A 14,743-nucleotide genomic window follows, 5' to 3' on the forward strand; every position below is an offset into this window, starting at 1 on the left:
CTACCTGTTCACGGCGGGCTGGCCGACCTCCCCGGTCGTTCGCGCGCCCGCGCGCTGCCGCCGCGCGGCCTGGTCGTACACCTCGCACATGGCCGCCGCGTAGCTCGTCGGCGTGTGCCGGGCCGCGCGGCTCGCCGCCGTCGCGCCGATCCGGCGGGCCTCGGCGGGGTCGTCGAGCAGCCGGAGCATGCCCGCGGCGAAGTCCTCCGGGGTCGGGGCGGTCTGCACCGCGGCGCCGGCCAGCGGGCCGTGCCGGTGCAGCACCGGATCGACCAGCACCGCCGGCACGCCGGCGAGCGCGGCCTCCTGTAGCACCAGCGCCTGGGTGTCGGTACGGGACGGGAAGGCGAGCAGTTCGGCGCTGCCGTACGCGGCGGCCACCGTCTCGGCCGGCTGCTGCCCGGTGAGGGTGATCCGCGCGGCCACCGCCGGTCCGACGGACTTCAACAGGCCGGTGAGCCAGCGCGGGTCGAAGACGGCGCCGACCAGCACCAACCGGGCCTGTGGGCAGCCGGCGAGCGCCCGGGCGAAGGCGGGGACCAGCAGGTCGACGCCCTTCTCCCGGTTGACCCGGCCGACGGCGAGGACGACCCGGTCGTCCGGGGCGATGCCGTGCGCGGCCCGGAACGCCGCCACCTGGCCGGGCTCCGGCCGCCGGCCGGCCACCCCGGTCGGCACCAGGAAGACCCGCTCGTCGGGGACCGGCAGGCTGATCCGGTCGAGCACGGCCCGGGTCGGCACCACCACCGCGTCGGCGTCGCCGAGGAGCAGCAGGTTGGTGGCGTCGAGGGCGGCGCGCCGGTGCAGCGTGGCCGGGCCGCGTCCGGCCCGGCCGACCGGCCACCGCCCGCGGGCGCGGGCCCCGACCGGGCCGACCGGCGGGTGGGGGACGCCGAGGCGGCGGGCGTAGAGGCGTACGGTCGCGCGCAGCGCCTGGGCCGGCAGGCGGTACGCGTCGGCGTACGCGTGCAGGTCGGTGTGGTAGGTCTGCACCAGCGGCAGGCCGAGCCGGCGCGCGGCCAGGACGCCGAGCAGCCCGACCGGTCCGGGGGTGTGCACGTGGACGATCTCCGGCTCGGCGGCGGCGACCGCCTCGATCGTGCCGGTGGCGCCGGCGCCGCGCAGCAGCCACGGCGAGAACCGCAGGTCGGCCACGCCGCACGGCAGGGCCCGCAGCCGCAGCAGGTCGGGCTCGTCGGCCTGGCCAGGGTGGCGGGGCACGACGGTCAGGCCGGGATGTCCGTGGTCCGCCAGCGCCCGGACCAACGTACGGATCGAGGTGACCACCCCGTCCCGCCGGGGAAGGTACGTATCGGTGAAGTGCACTGCTCGCACGCCTGGGACGGTCGGGGTTCGCCGTCAACGGTGGATGGCCAGGATTCGACAGGTTGGTTAAGTCTGGCGGTCCGGTCGGTCCAGTGGGCAAGATCACATCGCGACGCGGGTGCGTAGACTTGCCGCCATGACGGCGACAACGACGTCGGCGGCGTCCGACCTGGCCGAGCTGGCCCGCTCCGACGCGACGCTGCGGACCTTCCTGCACGGCCTGCCCGGCGTGGACCAGGTCGGCGTCGAGCAGCGCGCGGCGACGCTCGGCACCCGGTCGATCAAGACGACCGCGAAGGCCTGGGCGATCGACCTGGCGATCCGCATGGTCGACCTGACCACGCTGGAGGGGGCCGACACCCCGGGCAAGGTCCGCGCGCTGAGCGCGAAGGCGCAGCGGCCGGACCCGGCCGACCCGTCCTGCCCCGCCGTCGCGGCGGTCTGCGTCTACCCGTCGATGGTCCCGGTGGCCGCCGAGGCGCTGCGCGGCAGCGGCGTCCATCTCGCCAGCGTGGCGACGGCGTTCCCGTCCGGTCAGGCGCCGCTGGCCGTGAAGATCGCCGACACCGAGGCGGCGGTCGCCGCCGGCGCCGACGAGATCGACATGGTGATCAGCCGGGGCGCGTTCCTCTCGGGCCGGTACCGCGAGGTCTACGACGAGATCGTCGCGGTCAAGCGGGCCTGCGGCCCGGCGCACCTCAAGGTCATCCTGGAGACCGGTGAGCTGGCCACCTACGACAACGTCCGGCGCGCCTCCTGGCTGGCCATGCTGGCCGGCGCCGACTTCATCAAGACCTCGACCGGCAAGGTGCCGGTGGCCGCGACCCTGCCGGTCACGCTGGTCATGCTGGAGGCGGTGCGCGACTTCCGGGACGCCACCGGCCGCCAGGTCGGGGTCAAGCCGGCCGGCGGGATCCGTACCACCAAGGACGCCATGAAGTACCTGGTGACGGTCAACGAGACGGCCGGCGAGGACTGGCTGCACCCGGACTGGTTCCGGTTCGGCGCCTCCAGCCTCCTCAACGACCTGCTGATGCAGCGCACCAAGCTCACGACCGGCGCCTACTCCGGTCCCGACTACTTCACGCTGGACTGATCATGGGCCTCTTCGAGTACGCCCCCGCGCCCGAGTCGCGCGCGGTGGTGGACCTTCGGCCGTCGTACGGCCTCTTCGTCGACGGCGAGTTCGTCGACCCGGCCGGCGGCGGCTCGTTCAAGTCGGTCAACCCCGCCTCGGAGGAGGTGCTGGCCGAGATCGCGGAGGCCGGCGCCGAGGACGTCGACCGGGCGGTACGGGCGGCGCGCACCGCGTACGAGCGGGTCTGGGGACCGATGCCCGGGCGGGACCGGGCGAAGTACCTGTTCCGGCTGGCCCGGATCATCCAGGAGCGCTCCCGCGAGCTGGCCGTGCTGGAGTCGATCGACAACGGCAAGCCGATCCGCGAGTCGCGCGACGTGGACCTCCCGCTGGTCGCGGCCCACTTCTTCTACTACGCCGGCTGGGCCGACAAGCTGCGCTACGGTGCGTTCGGCGGGACGCCGACGGGTCGACTCAGCGGCGGGCCCGGCGCCGGCGAGCCCCGCCCGCTCGGCGTCGCCGCGCAGGTGATCCCCTGGAACTTCCCGCTGCTGATGCTCGCCTGGAAGATCGCCCCGGCGCTCGCGGCCGGCAACACGGTGGTGCTCAAGCCGGCCGAGACGACCCCGCTGACCGCGCTGCTCTTCGCCGAGATCTGCCAGCAGGCCGAGCTGCCCCCGGGCGTGGTCAACATCGTCACCGGCGCCGGCGAAACCGGCCGGCTGCTGGTCGAGCACCCGGGCGTCGACAAGGTCGCCTTCACCGGCTCGACCGAGGTGGGCCGGTCGATCGCCCGGTCGGTGGCCGGCAGCCGCAAGCGGCTCACGCTGGAGCTGGGCGGGAAGGCCGCCAACATCGTCTTCGACGACGCGCCGATCGACCAGGCGGTCGAGGGCATCGTCAACGGCATCTTCTTCAACCAGGGCCACGTCTGCTGCGCCGGCTCGCGGCTGCTGGTCCAGGAGTCGGTCTACGAGCCGGTGCTGGCCTCGCTCAAGCGCCGGATGGCCCGGCTGCGGGTCGGCGACCCGCTGGACAAGAACACCGACATCGGGGCGATCAACTCGGCCGCGCAGCTGGACCGGATCCGCGAGCTCTCGGCGATCGGTACGCAGGAGGGCGCCGAGCGCTGGTCGCCCCCGTGCGACCTGCCCGATCGGGGCTTCTGGTTCGCGCCGACCATCTTCACCGGGGTCACCCAGGCACACCGGATCGCCCGGGAGGAGATCTTCGGCCCGGTGCTGTCGGTGCTGACCTTCCGTACCCCGGCCGAGGCGGTGGAGAAGGCCAACAACACCCCGTACGGGCTGTCGGCCGGGATCTGGACCGACAAGGGTTCGCGGATCCTGTGGATGGCCGACCGGCTGCGGGCCGGCGTGGTCTGGGCCAACACGTTCAACAAGTTCGACCCGACCTCCCCGTTCGGCGGGTACAAGGAGTCGGGCTACGGCCGCGAGGGCGGTCGGCACGGGCTGGAGGCGTACCTCGATGTCTGAGCGCGTGGCGGTGCGCAAGACGTACAAGCTCTTCATCGGCGGGAAGTTCCCGCGCAGCGAGTCGGGGCGGTCGTATCCGGTGCAGAACTCCAACGTGGCGCTGGCCTCGCGCAAGGACGTCCGGGACGCGGTCCTCGCCGCGCGGGCGGCGGTGAAGGGCTGGTCGGGGGCCACCCCCTACAACCGCGGCCAGGTGCTCTACCGGGTGGCCGAGATGCTGGAGGGGCGGCGGGAGCAGTTCGTCGCGCTGGGCGTCGGCGCCGCGGAGGTCGACGAGGCGATCGACCGGTGGGTCTGGTACGCCGGCTGGGCCGACAAGCTCGCCCAGGTGTACGGCGGCGCGAACCCGGTCGCCGGCCCCTACTTCAACGTCTCGACCCCCGAGCCGACCGGGGTGGTCGGCGTGGTGGCGCCGGCCGAACCCGCGCTGCTCGGGCTGGTCAGCGTGGTGGCCCCGGCGATCGTGACCGGCAACACCACGGTGGTCCTCGTCGCCGAGGACGCCCCGCTGCCGGCGATCACCCTGGCCGAGGTGCTGGCCACCTCGGACCTGCCGGGCGGCGTGGTGAACCTGCTGACCGGCGGGTACGCCGAGACGGCGCCCTGGCTCGCCGGGCACCTGGACGTCAACGCGCTGGACCTGACCGGCGTGGGCGACCCGGAGCTGGCCGGGTCGCTGGAGGCGACCGCCGCGACGAACCTCAAGCGGGTGCTGCGCCCGCCGGCGGACGCGCCGGACTGGTACGCCGACCCGGGCATCGGCCGGATGACGGCGTTCCTGGAGACCAAGACCGTCTGGCACCCCAAGGGCAGCTGACCCCGCCGCCGCGTTCGCCACGTTGGCCGTCGCGTTCGCCGCGTTGGCCGCCGCGTCGATCATGGAGTTGCGGCGGGGACAAAAGCCGCGAATACCGGCAATTTTTTGACCACAAGTCCATGATCGACTCAGCGGCGGCCGGGGTACGACGAGAAGTAGTAGGGTGGATGCGTGACGCGCCTGGGTGACCTCGAACGAGCGGTGATGGACGTGCTGTGGGACCGGTTCCCCGGTCCGGCGGCCGGCCTGACCGTACGCGAGGTGGCCGAGGCGCTCAGCGAGCGTGAGCTGGCCTACACCACTGTGATGACGGTGCTGGACCGGCTGGCCGGCAAGGGCATGGTCGAGCGTGAGCGGACGGGTCGGGCGTGGAGCTACCGCCCGGCGGCCAGCCGGGAGGCGCACATCGCCAAGCTGATGCTCGACGCGCTCGACCTGGCCGGCAGCCGCGAGTCCGCGCTGGTCCGGTTCGCCCGGTCGGTGACCGGGACCGAGGCCGAGGTGCTCCGCGCCGCCCTGACCGACGAGGCGTCGGACCGAAAGGGCTGACCGGTGCTGCTCGCCGCGCACTTCGCCGGTACGACCGTGGCGTGCTACCTCGCCGCGCTGGTCCTGGGCCGCGCCCGGTGGAGCTGGCACAGCCCCCGGGTGGCGATCGTCTGCTGGCAGGCGGTCGGGCTCGCGCTCGGCCTCTCCGCGATCGGGCTGCCGATGTCGCTCGGGCTGGCGCCGTACCGCACCGGTACGGGCACCGCGCTCTGGCGGCTCGCCGACGACCTGGCCCACGGCCGCCTGCCGGCCGGGATGGGCATCACCCACCTGAGCCTGGTCGGCGTCGGACTCGGCGTCGGCGCGGCGCTGCTCGGCTCGACGGTACGCAGCCTGCTCGGCGCGCTCCGCGCCCAGCAGCGCCACCGGGACCTGCTCGCCCTGGTCGCCCGGGACGATCCGGCCGCGCCCGGGGCGCTGGTGCTGGACCATCCCAGCGCCGCGGCCTACTGCCTGCCCGGCGTACGGCCGCAGGTGGTGGTGAGCGCCGGCACACTGAGCCTGCTCGACCGGGCCCAGCTCGCGGCCGTGCTGAGCCACGAGCGGGCGCACGCGGACGAGCGGCACGACCTGGTCCTGCTGCCGTTCAGCGCGCTGTGCCGGGCGCTGCCCTGGGCGAACTGGCTGCGCACCGCCCAGGACCGGGTCGCCCTGCTGGTGGAGATGCGGGCCGACGACAAGGCGCGCCGGTTGCACGCCGACGGGCCGCTGGCCGGGGCACTGTTGCGGTTCGCCACGGCGGGGGCGCGGATCGCGCCAGCGGGTGCGCTCGGGCTGGCCGACGACCACCTCGACGCGCGCGTGCAGCGACTTCTCTCCGCCGGACGCCCGCCCCGACTGCGGGGCGCGCTGGCGCTCGCCACGACCGTGGCGCTGCTGACCGTCCCGGTCTCGCTCTTCCTGAGCTGACCCCCCGGCTCCCCGGACCGCCGCCGGCCCGGTCACCGCCGCCCCGGTCACCACTGCCCCGAGCCACCGCCGACCGGGTCACCGGCAGCCGAGCCGCCGCTCTCCCCGAGCCACCGCCGCCCCAGTCACCGGCACCGCCGGGTCGCGCCGTCGGCGTCGTATGACCTGGCCGGACGCCGGTCCTGACGCGTTCCGGATCTCACAGCCACCCCTACTACGTACTGTCGTATTCTTGATTACGACGGTACGTAGTAGAAATTAGTAGGGGACCTACGTGTAGGCTGCCTACTACTAGGATGCCTACCGGAGGGTGGCCATGGATCCGCTGCTCCTCGCCCGTCTACAGTTCGCCACCACCACCTCGATCCACTTTCTCTTCGTGGTCGTCACGCTCGGACTGGTCACCCTGCTGGTCTACCTCCAGACGGCCTGGGTGATCACCAAGAAGCCCGCCTACGAGCGGCTCACCCGGTTCTGGGGCACGCTCTACGTGATCAACTACGTGCTCGGCATCGCCACCGGGATCGTGATGGAGTTCCAGTTCGGACTGAACTGGAGCGGCCTGTCGCGGTACGTCGGCAACGTCTTCGGCGCGCCGCTGGCCATCGAGACGCTGGTCGCCTTCTTCCTCGAATCCACGTTCCTCGGGATGTGGATCTTCGGCTGGCACCGGCTCCGGCGCGGCGTACACCTCGCGCTGCTCTGGGGCGTCGCGCTCACCGCGTACGCCTCCGCGTTCTGGGTGCTGGTGGCCAACGCGTTCCTCCAGAACCCGGTCGGGTACGAGGTGCGCGACGGCGTCGCCCACCTCACCGACTTCTCCGCCCTGCTCACCAACCCGACCCTCGGCATGGCGTTCGGCCACGTCGTCTCCGCCGCGGTCCTGACCGGCGGGATGCTGATGGCCGCGGTCAGCGCCTGGCATCTGATCCGCCGTACCGCCGACTACGCCCTGTTCCGCACGTCGCTGCGGATCGGCCTGGTCACCGCGATGAGCGCCGTGATCTTCCTGCTCGGCTTCGGCTTCGCCCAGTTCGGGCCGGTCGGCGCGGTCCAACCGATCAAGTACAGCAACGACGCGGCGGCCAAGAGCGCCCTGATCGCCGACTGGACGGCGCGGTTCGGACCCGGCGACTACAACCCACCGCCGCTGGCCGGGGCCGCGCTCGGCTTCATGATCCTGATCGGGATGACCCTGGTCTGGGGAGTCTTCCTGCTCCCGCTCCTGTTCCGGGACTGGATCATCCGGCTCCGGTTCCCGCTCTACCTGATCCTGCTCGCGCTGCCGCTGCCCTTCGTCGCGGTGATCCTCGGCTGGATCGCCCGGGAGGTCGGCCGCCAGCCCTGGGCCGCGTACGGGCTGCTGAAGGTCTCCGACGCGGTCAGCCCGGTCGGCGGCGGGATGATGCTCGCCTCGCTGATCGGCTTCAGCCTCCTCGTCGGCGGCCTCGCCGTCGCCAACTGGGTGCTGCTCGCGCGGCACGCCCACCGGGGCGCGGACGACCTCGCCCTCGGCCGGCCGCCGGAGACCGACGGCGCGCGGCCCGACCCCGTCCCCGAACCCGTCCTCGTCTGAGCCGGAGGGAGATCCGTGGAGACCGTCTGGTACGCCCTGCTGGGCCTCTTCTTCGCCGCCTACCTCGTGCTCGGCGGCTACGACTACGGCGTCGGCCTGCTGCTCGCCCGCGATGCCGGGCCGGCCCAGCGGCGGGAGAGCCTCACCGCCCTCGGCCCGTTCTTCCTCGGCAACGAGGTCTGGCTCGTCGCCGCCGCCGGCATCCTCTTCGGCGCGTTTCCGATGCTGGAGGGCGAACTGCTCGCCGGCCTCTACCCGGCCGTGGTGCTCGCCCTCTTCGGCGTGATCGTGGTCACCGCCGCGGTGCAGCTGCGCAGCCGGCCCGCCTCCGACCGGGCCCGGGGCCGGTGGGACCGGCTGGTCACCGCCGGTGCCGCGCTCGCCGCCCTCGGCTGGGGCGCCGTGCTCGGCGGGCTGCTCCAGGGGGTGCCGCTGCACGCCGACGGTCACGTCGCCGGCGTCGGCCACGTCGCCACGCCCTTCGCGGCGGCCACGGCGCTGGCGACCGTCGCGCTGGTCGCCGTGCACGGCGCGAGCTTCCTCGCGCTGCGGCTGCCCGGTGAGGCCGCCGAACGGGCCGCGCGGACCGGGCGCCGGCTGGTGCCGGTCGCGCTCGCCACGCTCGCCGTCGCGGCCGTCGTGGGCGCGCTCTCCGCCCGGGTACGCGAGGCCGTGCAGCAGCCGTACCCGACCGTACTGCTGGTGGCGGTGCTGGCCGGGGCGCTGCTGGTCGCGGGCCGCGCGCTCGCCCGGCGGCGCCACGGGCTCGCCTTCACCGCCACCGCGCTGGCCCTGGCCGTGCCGGTGCTGCTGGTCGGCGCCGCCACCTGGCCGTACGCGCTGGTCTCCACCGTCGACCCGGCGGCGAGCCTGACGGTGGCCGACGCGGCGGCGAGCGGGCCCACGCTGCGGCTGCTGAGCTGGCTGATGGCACCCCTGCTCCCCGCCCTACTAGGCTTCCAGGCGATGTGCTGGTGGGCGTTCCGCGGGCGGATCGACGGCAGGACGCCGGTGTACTGGTGAACCGCCGCCCGTTCGACCCGCGACTACCGCGGCGGGTCCCCGCGACCCGGCGTCACCTCGCCCTGCTCGGACTCCTCGGCGTGGCCACCGCCGCGCTGGTGGTCGCGCAGGCCACCGCCCTGGCCGCCCTGCTCACCGCCGCAGCCGGCGCCCGGCTGGACCGGCCCGCCCTGTACGCCTTCCTGGCGGCGGTGGCGGGCCGGGCACTGCTGCTCTGGGCCCAGGGCGCGGTGGCCGCGGCCAGCGCGGCGACGGTCAAGGCGGCGCTGCGTACCGAGCTGCTGGCGGCGGTCGGCCGGCGCGGGCCGGGCTGGCTCGCCGGCCAGCACGCCGGGCAGCTCGCCACGCTCGCCGGACGCGGGCTGGACGCGCTGGACGCCTACTTCACCGGGTATTTGCCGCAGCTGGTGCTCAGCGTGACCGTGCCGGTCGCGGTGCTGGCCCGGCTCGTCCTCGCGGACTGGAGCTCGGCGCTGATCATCGCGGTGACCCTGCCGCTGATCCCGGTCTTCGGCGCGCTGCTCGGCTGGCAGGCGCAGGCCGCGACCGAGCGGCAGTGGCGGCGGCTGACCCTGCTCGGCGGCCACTTCCTGGACATGGTGACCGGGCTGCCGACGCTGCGCGCGTTCGGTCGGGCCGGCGCGCAGGTCGAGGTGGTCCGCCGAATGGCCGACGGGCATCGGGTCGCCACCATGCGGACGCTGCGCATCGCCTTCCTCTCGGCGCTGGTGCTGGAGCTGGTCGCGACGCTGTCGGTGGCGCTGGTCGCCGTACCGGTCGGGCTGCGGCTGCTCGGGGGCGGCATCGCCCTGCAGACCGCGCTGCTCGTGCTCCTGCTCGCGCCGGAGGCGTATCTGCCGCTGCGCGCCGCCGGCAGCCGGTTCCACGCCAGCATGGAGGGGCTGGCCGCGCTGGACGAGGCGCTCACCGTGCTGGACGCCGCCCCGACGCCGGCGGCGCCCGCACCGCCGGCCGGCGCCGCGACCGGTACCGGTACGGGCGGGCCGGCCGGGGAGATCCGCTTCGAGTCGGTGACCGTCGAGTACGAGCGCACCACCGCGCTGCGGGACGTGACGCTCACCATCCGGCCCGGCGAGCACCTGGCGATCGTCGGGCCGAGCGGCGCCGGCAAGAGCACCCTGCTGGGGCTGCTGCTCGGCTTCGTCATCCCCACCTCGGGCCGGATCACCGTCGACGGCGTCGACCTCGCCACGCTCGACCCGGACGCCTGGCGGGCCGGGCTCGCCTGGGTACCGCAGCGGGCGCACCTCTTCGCGGCGTCGCTGGCCGACAACATCCGCCTGGGCGCGCCGGACGCCGAGGCGGAACGGGTCGGCGCCGCCGTCCGGGCCGCCGCGCTCGACGAGGTGCTCGCCCAGCTGCCCGACGGGCTCGACACGACGCTGGGCGAGCGCGGGCACGGGCTCTCCAGCGGGCAGCGCCAGCGGGTCGCCCTGGCCCGCGCCTTCCTCCGGGACGCGCCGCTGGTGCTGCTCGACGAGCCCACCGCCCGGCTCGACGGCGCCTCCGAGGCCGCCGTGCTGGCGGCCACCCGCCGGCTCGTCGCCGGGCGTACGGCGCTGCTCGTCGCGCACCGGCCGGCGCTGCTGGCCGACGCCGACCGCGTCCTGCGGATCGAGGACGGCCGGGTCACCGAGCTGGTACCGGCCGGCGGACGCGGGACGGTGCCGGCATGACCGGACCCGCCGCGCCGCGCGCCGAGCCGTCCCCGGTGCGCCCCGAACCGTCAGCCGCCCCGCGCACCGAGCCGCCCCCGGTGCGGCCAGGACCGCCCGCCGCGCCGGACCGGCCGCTCGCGGCCGAGCGCGCCGTGCTCCGGTTGGCCCGCCCGTACCTGAGCCGGCTACTCGGGGCAGGGCTGCTCGCGGCCGGCACCGAACTCGCCGGGCTGGCCCTGATGGCCACCGCCACCTGGCTGCTGATCACCGCCGCCGGGCAGCCCCCGCTGGACGTCCTCACGGTGGCGATCGTCGCGGTCCGGGCGCTGGCCATCGGCCGCGGCGTGCTCCGCTACACGGAACGGCTCGCCGGGCACGACGCCACCCTGCGGATCATCACCGACGTACGGGCCGAGGTCTTCGCGCGGCTGGCGGCGCGCCGTACCGCCCCGCCCCGGCGCTCGGGCGACACCCTCAGCCGCCTGGTCTCCGACGTGGAGGCCGTCCAGGACCTGCTGCTGCGCGTGCTGGTGCCCGGCGCGGCGGCGGCCGTCGTGGGGCTGCTCGCCGTCGGCGGTACGGCCCTGGTGGCGCCCGCCGCGGCGGTGCCGCTCGCCGTCGGGCTGCTCCTCGCCGGCCTCGCCCTGCCGGCGGCGGCCACCGCCCTGACCCGGCGTACCGCCGACCGGGTCGCCCCGCTGCGCGGCGCGCTCGCCACCGACGCGGTCGACCTGACCCACGGCGCCGCCGACCTGGCCGCCTTCGGTGCCACGGGCGCCGCGCTGGCCCGTACGGCGGCCCGCTCGCGGGAACTCGCCGGGCTGGAGCGCCGGCTCGCCGCGGCCGGCTGGGCGATCGACGGTGTCGGCGTACTCCTCGCCGGCGCGACCAGCGCCGCCGTGGTGACCACGGCGCTGCGGGCCGGCGTCGACGGGGTGCTGGTCGGGGTGCTCGGCGTCGGCACGCTCGCCGCCGTGGAGGCCGCCCTCGCCCTCGTCGGCGCGGCCCGGCAGTGGAGCCAGCTCCGGACCGGACTGCGGCGGGTCGCCGCGCTGCTTCCCGCCGGTCGGCACACCGAGGGGCACACGGGGGCGCCCAACGCGGCGCCGCCCGCGACCGGTGCCGCGGATCCCGACCGGAACCGGCCGAGCGTGCCGGCCCCCGCCGCGCCTGCCGACGGGCCGGTCGGGGGCGTGGGCGTGCGGCTCGACGCGGTGTGTGTGCGTTACCGGGCGGACACCCCGCCCGCGCTGGACTCCGTGACCCTCGATTTGCCGGCCGGGCACCGGCTCGCCGTCGTCGGCCCCAGCGGCGCGGGCAAGAGCACCCTGCTGGGGGTCCTCACCGGCACGGTCCCGCCGGACCGGGGCGAGGTCACGATCGACGGGACACCGCCGCGGGCGTACCCGGAGCAGCGGCTGCCGCGGCTGGTCGGTGGACTGCTCGCCGAGGCGCACGTCTTCCACGCCTCGGTACGGGACAACCTGCTGCTCGGCCGGGCCGGGGCGAACGACGACGAGCTCGCCGGGGCGGCCGCGGCGGCCGGCCTGCTGGACTGGGTACGGCGACAGCCGCACGGCTGGGACACGGTGGTGGGCGAGGACGGCGGGCAGCTCTCCGGCGGCCAGCGCCAGCGGCTCGCCCTGGCCCGGGCGCTGCTCGCCGCGCCGGCCGTACTGCTGCTGGACGAACCGACCGAGGGGCTCGACCCGGTCGCCGCCGACCGGGTGCTCGCGAGCGCCACCGCCGCCGCCGGGCCGGAGCACACCGTCGTACTGGTGACCCACCGGCTGCGCGGCCTCGACCGGTACGACGAGATCGTGGTCCTCGACGGCGGCCGGATCGTCCAGCGTGGCCGGCACGACGAACTGGTCGCCACCCCCGGCTGGTACCGCGACCAGTGGCTGCTCCAGGAGGCGGCCGAGCGGGGCTACCTCGCCATCGCGCCCTGAGCGGATCTCCGGGTCGCGCGGATCTCCGGGTCGGGCGGATCTCCGGGTCGGGTCAGGGTAGTTCCGGAGTCCGCCGGCCGGCCGGGGATGGCACCCTGGACGGCATGCCCGCCCCGACCACCGTCGTGGACGACCACCTCCGTGCCCTCGGCGGCCGGTTGACCGGCCCCGGCCGGCGCCGGTCCGACCTGCTCAGGGAGGCACGACACGGCCTGGAGGACGCCGTCTCGGCGTACCTGGCGGCCGGGCTGGACCCCGAGGCGGCCCAGCGGCGGGCGGTGGCCGAGTTCGGTACCCCGGCCGAGCTGGCCCCGGCCTACCAGGCCGAACTGGCCGCCGGAGCGCTGCGGTCGCTGGCCGCCCGGACCTCGCTGGTGAGTCTCCTGCTGGTGGCGAAGGCGGACGTGATGTGGCGGGGCGCGCCCTGGACGGGGAGCCGACCCTCGACCGGTTACCTGCTGCTCGCCGCCGCGCTGGACCTGGTGTGGCTCGTCATCGGTCTGCTCGGCGTGCTCGGCTACGCGTGGTTGGTCTGGTCGACCCGAGGCGGCCGTACCGGCGCGGACCGGCCGGCCCGTACCGTCGGCCAGGTGCTCACCGCGGTGGTGGCGCTGGGCGCGCTCGGCGGGGTCGCCGTGTACGTCTGGTCGATGGGGCTCTGGTCGGCCGCGCGGGCCTGGCCGCCGATGCTGGTCGGCGGCGGGCTGACGGTGCTCGCCTTCGCCTGGATCGCCCACGCCGCCTGGTCCTGCCGCGCGAGCACCCGCGCGGTCGCCGCCGCCGAGCCCGCCGTCGCCGGCTGACCGTGGGCAGCCGGCCCGGCGCGATCGCGCCGACGATCAGGCGGGCGCCTGGGGCGAGGCCGAGGGCCCGCCGAGGAACCGTCCGACCGTCGAGCTGAACTCCTGCCAGCTCGACCGCTCGCCCGTCAACGCCCGCTGCCCGGCACCGGTGAGGTGGTAGGTACGCCGTTCCCGGCCGTTGACCGTGCTCCAGCTGCTCTCGACGTAGCCGGCCCGCTCCAGCCGGCGCAGCGCCGGATAGATCGTGCCGGTGGGGAGGTTGAGCGTCCCGCCGCTGCGGTCCCGGAGCGCCTCGATGATCGCGTAGCCGTGCAGCGGGCCGCCTTCGAGCACCGCGAGCAGGAGCGCGTCGAGGTGGCCGTGCAGCGCCTGCGCCTTCATAAGTAGAAAGCCTACTAATAAGCGCACCGAACTCCAACGGGGTGCGGGCATCGAACTCGCAGGAGAGCCGACTAGGGTATGTGCGCAGAGTCACCCGACCCGCCGTCGAGACGCCGGGCCGAGTGCCGCAAACCTGAGTTGCACACGGAGGTCAGTGTGGCCCGCCAGTCGTCCCAGCGCCCCGACGCAGACGAGCCCGAGACGGAGCTCGACGAGACCGGTGGGCCCGCCGAGCCCGAGGCGGCGGATGCCGACCTCGAGGCCGACGCGTCGCCGGCCGAATCCGCGGACCGGACCCTGTGGGAAGAGGTCCGGATCGACCCCGTGGAGATCGCCCTCCCCGCCGGGACGGGCTTCACCCTGCGGGCGTACCGGCTCTCGAACGAGCTGACCCCGACCGACATCGGCGACCGCGAGGAGGACGACCCGTTCGCCGCGCGCGCCCGCGCCGCGGCGGAGGAGGACGAGGAGGTCGTCATCCTCGACGAGGAGTTCGCGGACGACTTCGGCGACGAGGACGCGGCGGCCGACGCCGAGCGCGGGCGCCGCCGCCGGGACGGCGACGAGGACGGCGAGGAGACCGAGCCCGACGCCGAGGCGGAGGCCGAGGAAGAAGAAGAGGAAGAGGAAGAGGAGCCGGCGGCCGAGGAGGTGCCCGTCTTCCTCAGCCACCGCGGCAAGCTGCTGCTCTTCAAGAGCGCGGAGTCGCTGGTGGACTTCGTACGCTCCGACGCCCCGCACGACCTGGCGCAGCTCGACACCTGGGACGAGTTGGTCTCCCGGGTCCGCCCGGCCGACATCGCCCCGCTCGACGAGGACTCCTACGAGCTCGACCTGGTCGTGGAGAATCTGCGCGGCGGGCACGACACCTGGGACCCGACGCTGTTGATCGAGGCCGGCGAGGTGGCCCGTGACCTCTCGTACGCCCTGCGGCTACCGTCCGTTCTGGACATGCTCTCCCCCGGCTCCAGCCTCGACGACCTGGACGAGGCGCTGCGGGCCTCGGTGGGCGGCGGCATCGGCGGTTTCATGGGCCGCCGGCGGTTGAAAAAAATCGGGGCACAAACCGCAAGTCTCGGGTGGCGCACTATTGTCGGCAAGATCTCTGCCGCCGTGGACTGGCGCGACTGACCCTCACCAGGGAGCATCAGTCT

General features: G+C 74.9%; 13 protein-coding genes. 11 read left to right on the forward strand and 2 right to left on the reverse strand.

Going from position 1 to position 14,743, the window contains the following annotated elements; all coding sequences use genetic code 11:
* On the reverse strand, positions 1 to 1,335 hold the full coding sequence (locus AB0J86_RS23410) for a glycosyltransferase (RefSeq protein WP_363859724.1): 1,335 nt from the start codon (positions 1,333 to 1,335) through the stop codon (positions 1 to 3).
* A gap of 127 nt (positions 1,336 to 1,462) precedes the next feature.
* On the opposite strand from AB0J86_RS23410, the gene deoC reads away from it, so the two are divergent.
* From deoC to AB0J86_RS23460, 10 genes are all read left to right on the forward strand, one after another.
* Entirely contained in the window at positions 1,463 to 2,422 is a 960-nt protein-coding gene (deoC, locus tag AB0J86_RS23415) for a deoxyribose-phosphate aldolase (RefSeq protein ID WP_363859725.1), read from the forward strand.
* Positions 2,423 to 2,424: 2 nt separating this feature from the next.
* Positions 2,425 to 3,900 (forward strand): aldehyde dehydrogenase family protein, encoded by a 1,476-nt coding sequence (locus AB0J86_RS23420; protein ID WP_363859726.1) that lies wholly within the window; start codon positions 2,425 to 2,427, stop codon positions 3,898 to 3,900.
* On the forward strand, positions 3,893 to 4,717 hold the full coding sequence (locus tag AB0J86_RS23425; protein WP_363859727.1) for an aldehyde dehydrogenase family protein: 825 nt from the start codon (positions 3,893 to 3,895) through the stop codon (positions 4,715 to 4,717). Before AB0J86_RS23420 ends, AB0J86_RS23425 begins: the two co-directional genes overlap by 8 nt.
* Positions 4,718 to 4,888: 171 nt before the next feature.
* Positions 4,889 to 5,266 carry a BlaI/MecI/CopY family transcriptional regulator gene (locus AB0J86_RS23430; protein WP_363859728.1) on the forward strand — a complete coding sequence of 126 codons (378 nt, stop codon included), beginning with the start codon at positions 4,889 to 4,891 and terminating at the stop codon, positions 5,264 to 5,266.
* A gap of 3 nt (positions 5,267 to 5,269) precedes the next feature.
* On the forward strand, positions 5,270 to 6,175 hold the full coding sequence (locus AB0J86_RS23435; protein ID WP_363859729.1) for a M56 family metallopeptidase: 906 nt from the start codon (positions 5,270 to 5,272) through the stop codon (positions 6,173 to 6,175).
* Between the two features lie 316 nt (positions 6,176 to 6,491).
* A complete protein-coding gene (locus AB0J86_RS23440; protein WP_363859730.1) occupies positions 6,492 to 7,751 on the forward strand; it encodes a cytochrome ubiquinol oxidase subunit I in 1,260 nt (419 codons plus the stop codon).
* A 15-nt stretch (positions 7,752 to 7,766) separates the two neighbouring features.
* A complete protein-coding gene (locus AB0J86_RS23445; protein ID WP_363859731.1) occupies positions 7,767 to 8,774 on the forward strand; it encodes a cytochrome d ubiquinol oxidase subunit II in 1,008 nt (335 codons plus the stop codon).
* Complete coding sequence (gene cydD / locus AB0J86_RS23450; RefSeq protein WP_363859732.1) at positions 8,771 to 10,471, forward strand: thiol reductant ABC exporter subunit CydD; 1,701 nt, start codon at positions 8,771 to 8,773, stop codon at positions 10,469 to 10,471. Before AB0J86_RS23445 ends, cydD begins: the two co-directional genes overlap by 4 nt.
* Complete coding sequence (cydC, locus tag AB0J86_RS23455) at positions 10,468 to 12,405, forward strand: thiol reductant ABC exporter subunit CydC (RefSeq protein ID WP_363859733.1); 1,938 nt, start codon at positions 10,468 to 10,470, stop codon at positions 12,403 to 12,405. The genes cydD and cydC overlap by 4 nt, the downstream gene beginning before the upstream one ends.
* A 104-nt stretch (positions 12,406 to 12,509) precedes the next feature.
* Positions 12,510 to 13,208 (forward strand): permease prefix domain 1-containing protein, encoded by a 699-nt coding sequence (locus tag AB0J86_RS23460; protein ID WP_363859734.1) that lies wholly within the window; start codon positions 12,510 to 12,512, stop codon positions 13,206 to 13,208.
* A 36-nt stretch (positions 13,209 to 13,244) separates the two neighbouring features.
* Here AB0J86_RS23460 and AB0J86_RS23465 read toward each other — a convergent pair whose 3' ends face one another.
* Positions 13,245 to 13,589, reverse strand: coding sequence for a helix-turn-helix transcriptional regulator (locus tag AB0J86_RS23465; protein ID WP_363859735.1), 345 nt, complete (start codon positions 13,587 to 13,589; stop codon positions 13,245 to 13,247).
* Between the two features lie 78 nt (positions 13,590 to 13,667).
* Here AB0J86_RS23465 and AB0J86_RS23470 point away from each other — a divergent pair, with 78 nt between their 5' ends.
* Positions 13,668 to 14,720, forward strand: a complete 1,053-nt coding sequence (locus tag AB0J86_RS23470) for a DNA primase (protein WP_363859736.1) — start codon at positions 13,668 to 13,670, stop codon at positions 14,718 to 14,720.
* Positions 14,721 to 14,743: the final 23 nt, after the last annotated feature.

Source organism: Micromonospora sp. NPDC049559, from assembly GCF_040676675.1.
Taxonomy (GTDB): Bacteria; Actinomycetota; Actinomycetes; order Mycobacteriales; family Micromonosporaceae; genus JBFAPK01.

What these genes read in the sequence shown, in the direction of transcription:
- deoC (WP_363859725.1), top strand. Translation starts at nt 1,463, where the DNA reads ATGACGGCGACAACGACGTCGGCGGCGTCCGACCTGGCCGAGCTGGCC.
- AB0J86_RS23440 (WP_363859730.1), top strand. Translation starts at nt 6,492, where the DNA reads ATGGATCCGCTGCTCCTCGCCCGTCTACAGTTCGCCACCACCACCTCG.
- AB0J86_RS23460 (WP_363859734.1), top strand. Translation starts at nt 12,510, where the DNA reads ATGCCCGCCCCGACCACCGTCGTGGACGACCACCTCCGTGCCCTCGGC.
- AB0J86_RS23465 (WP_363859735.1), bottom strand. Translation starts at nt 13,589, where the DNA reads ATGAAGGCGCAGGCGCTGCACGGCCACCTCGACGCGCTCCTGCTCGCG.
- AB0J86_RS23470 (WP_363859736.1), top strand. Translation starts at nt 13,668, where the DNA reads ATGTGCGCAGAGTCACCCGACCCGCCGTCGAGACGCCGGGCCGAGTGC.
- AB0J86_RS23420 (WP_363859726.1), top strand. Translation starts at nt 2,425, where the DNA reads ATGGGCCTCTTCGAGTACGCCCCCGCGCCCGAGTCGCGCGCGGTGGTG.
- AB0J86_RS23425 (WP_363859727.1), top strand. Translation starts at nt 3,893, where the DNA reads ATGTCTGAGCGCGTGGCGGTGCGCAAGACGTACAAGCTCTTCATCGGC.
- cydC (WP_363859733.1), top strand. Translation starts at nt 10,468, where the DNA reads ATGACCGGACCCGCCGCGCCGCGCGCCGAGCCGTCCCCGGTGCGCCCC.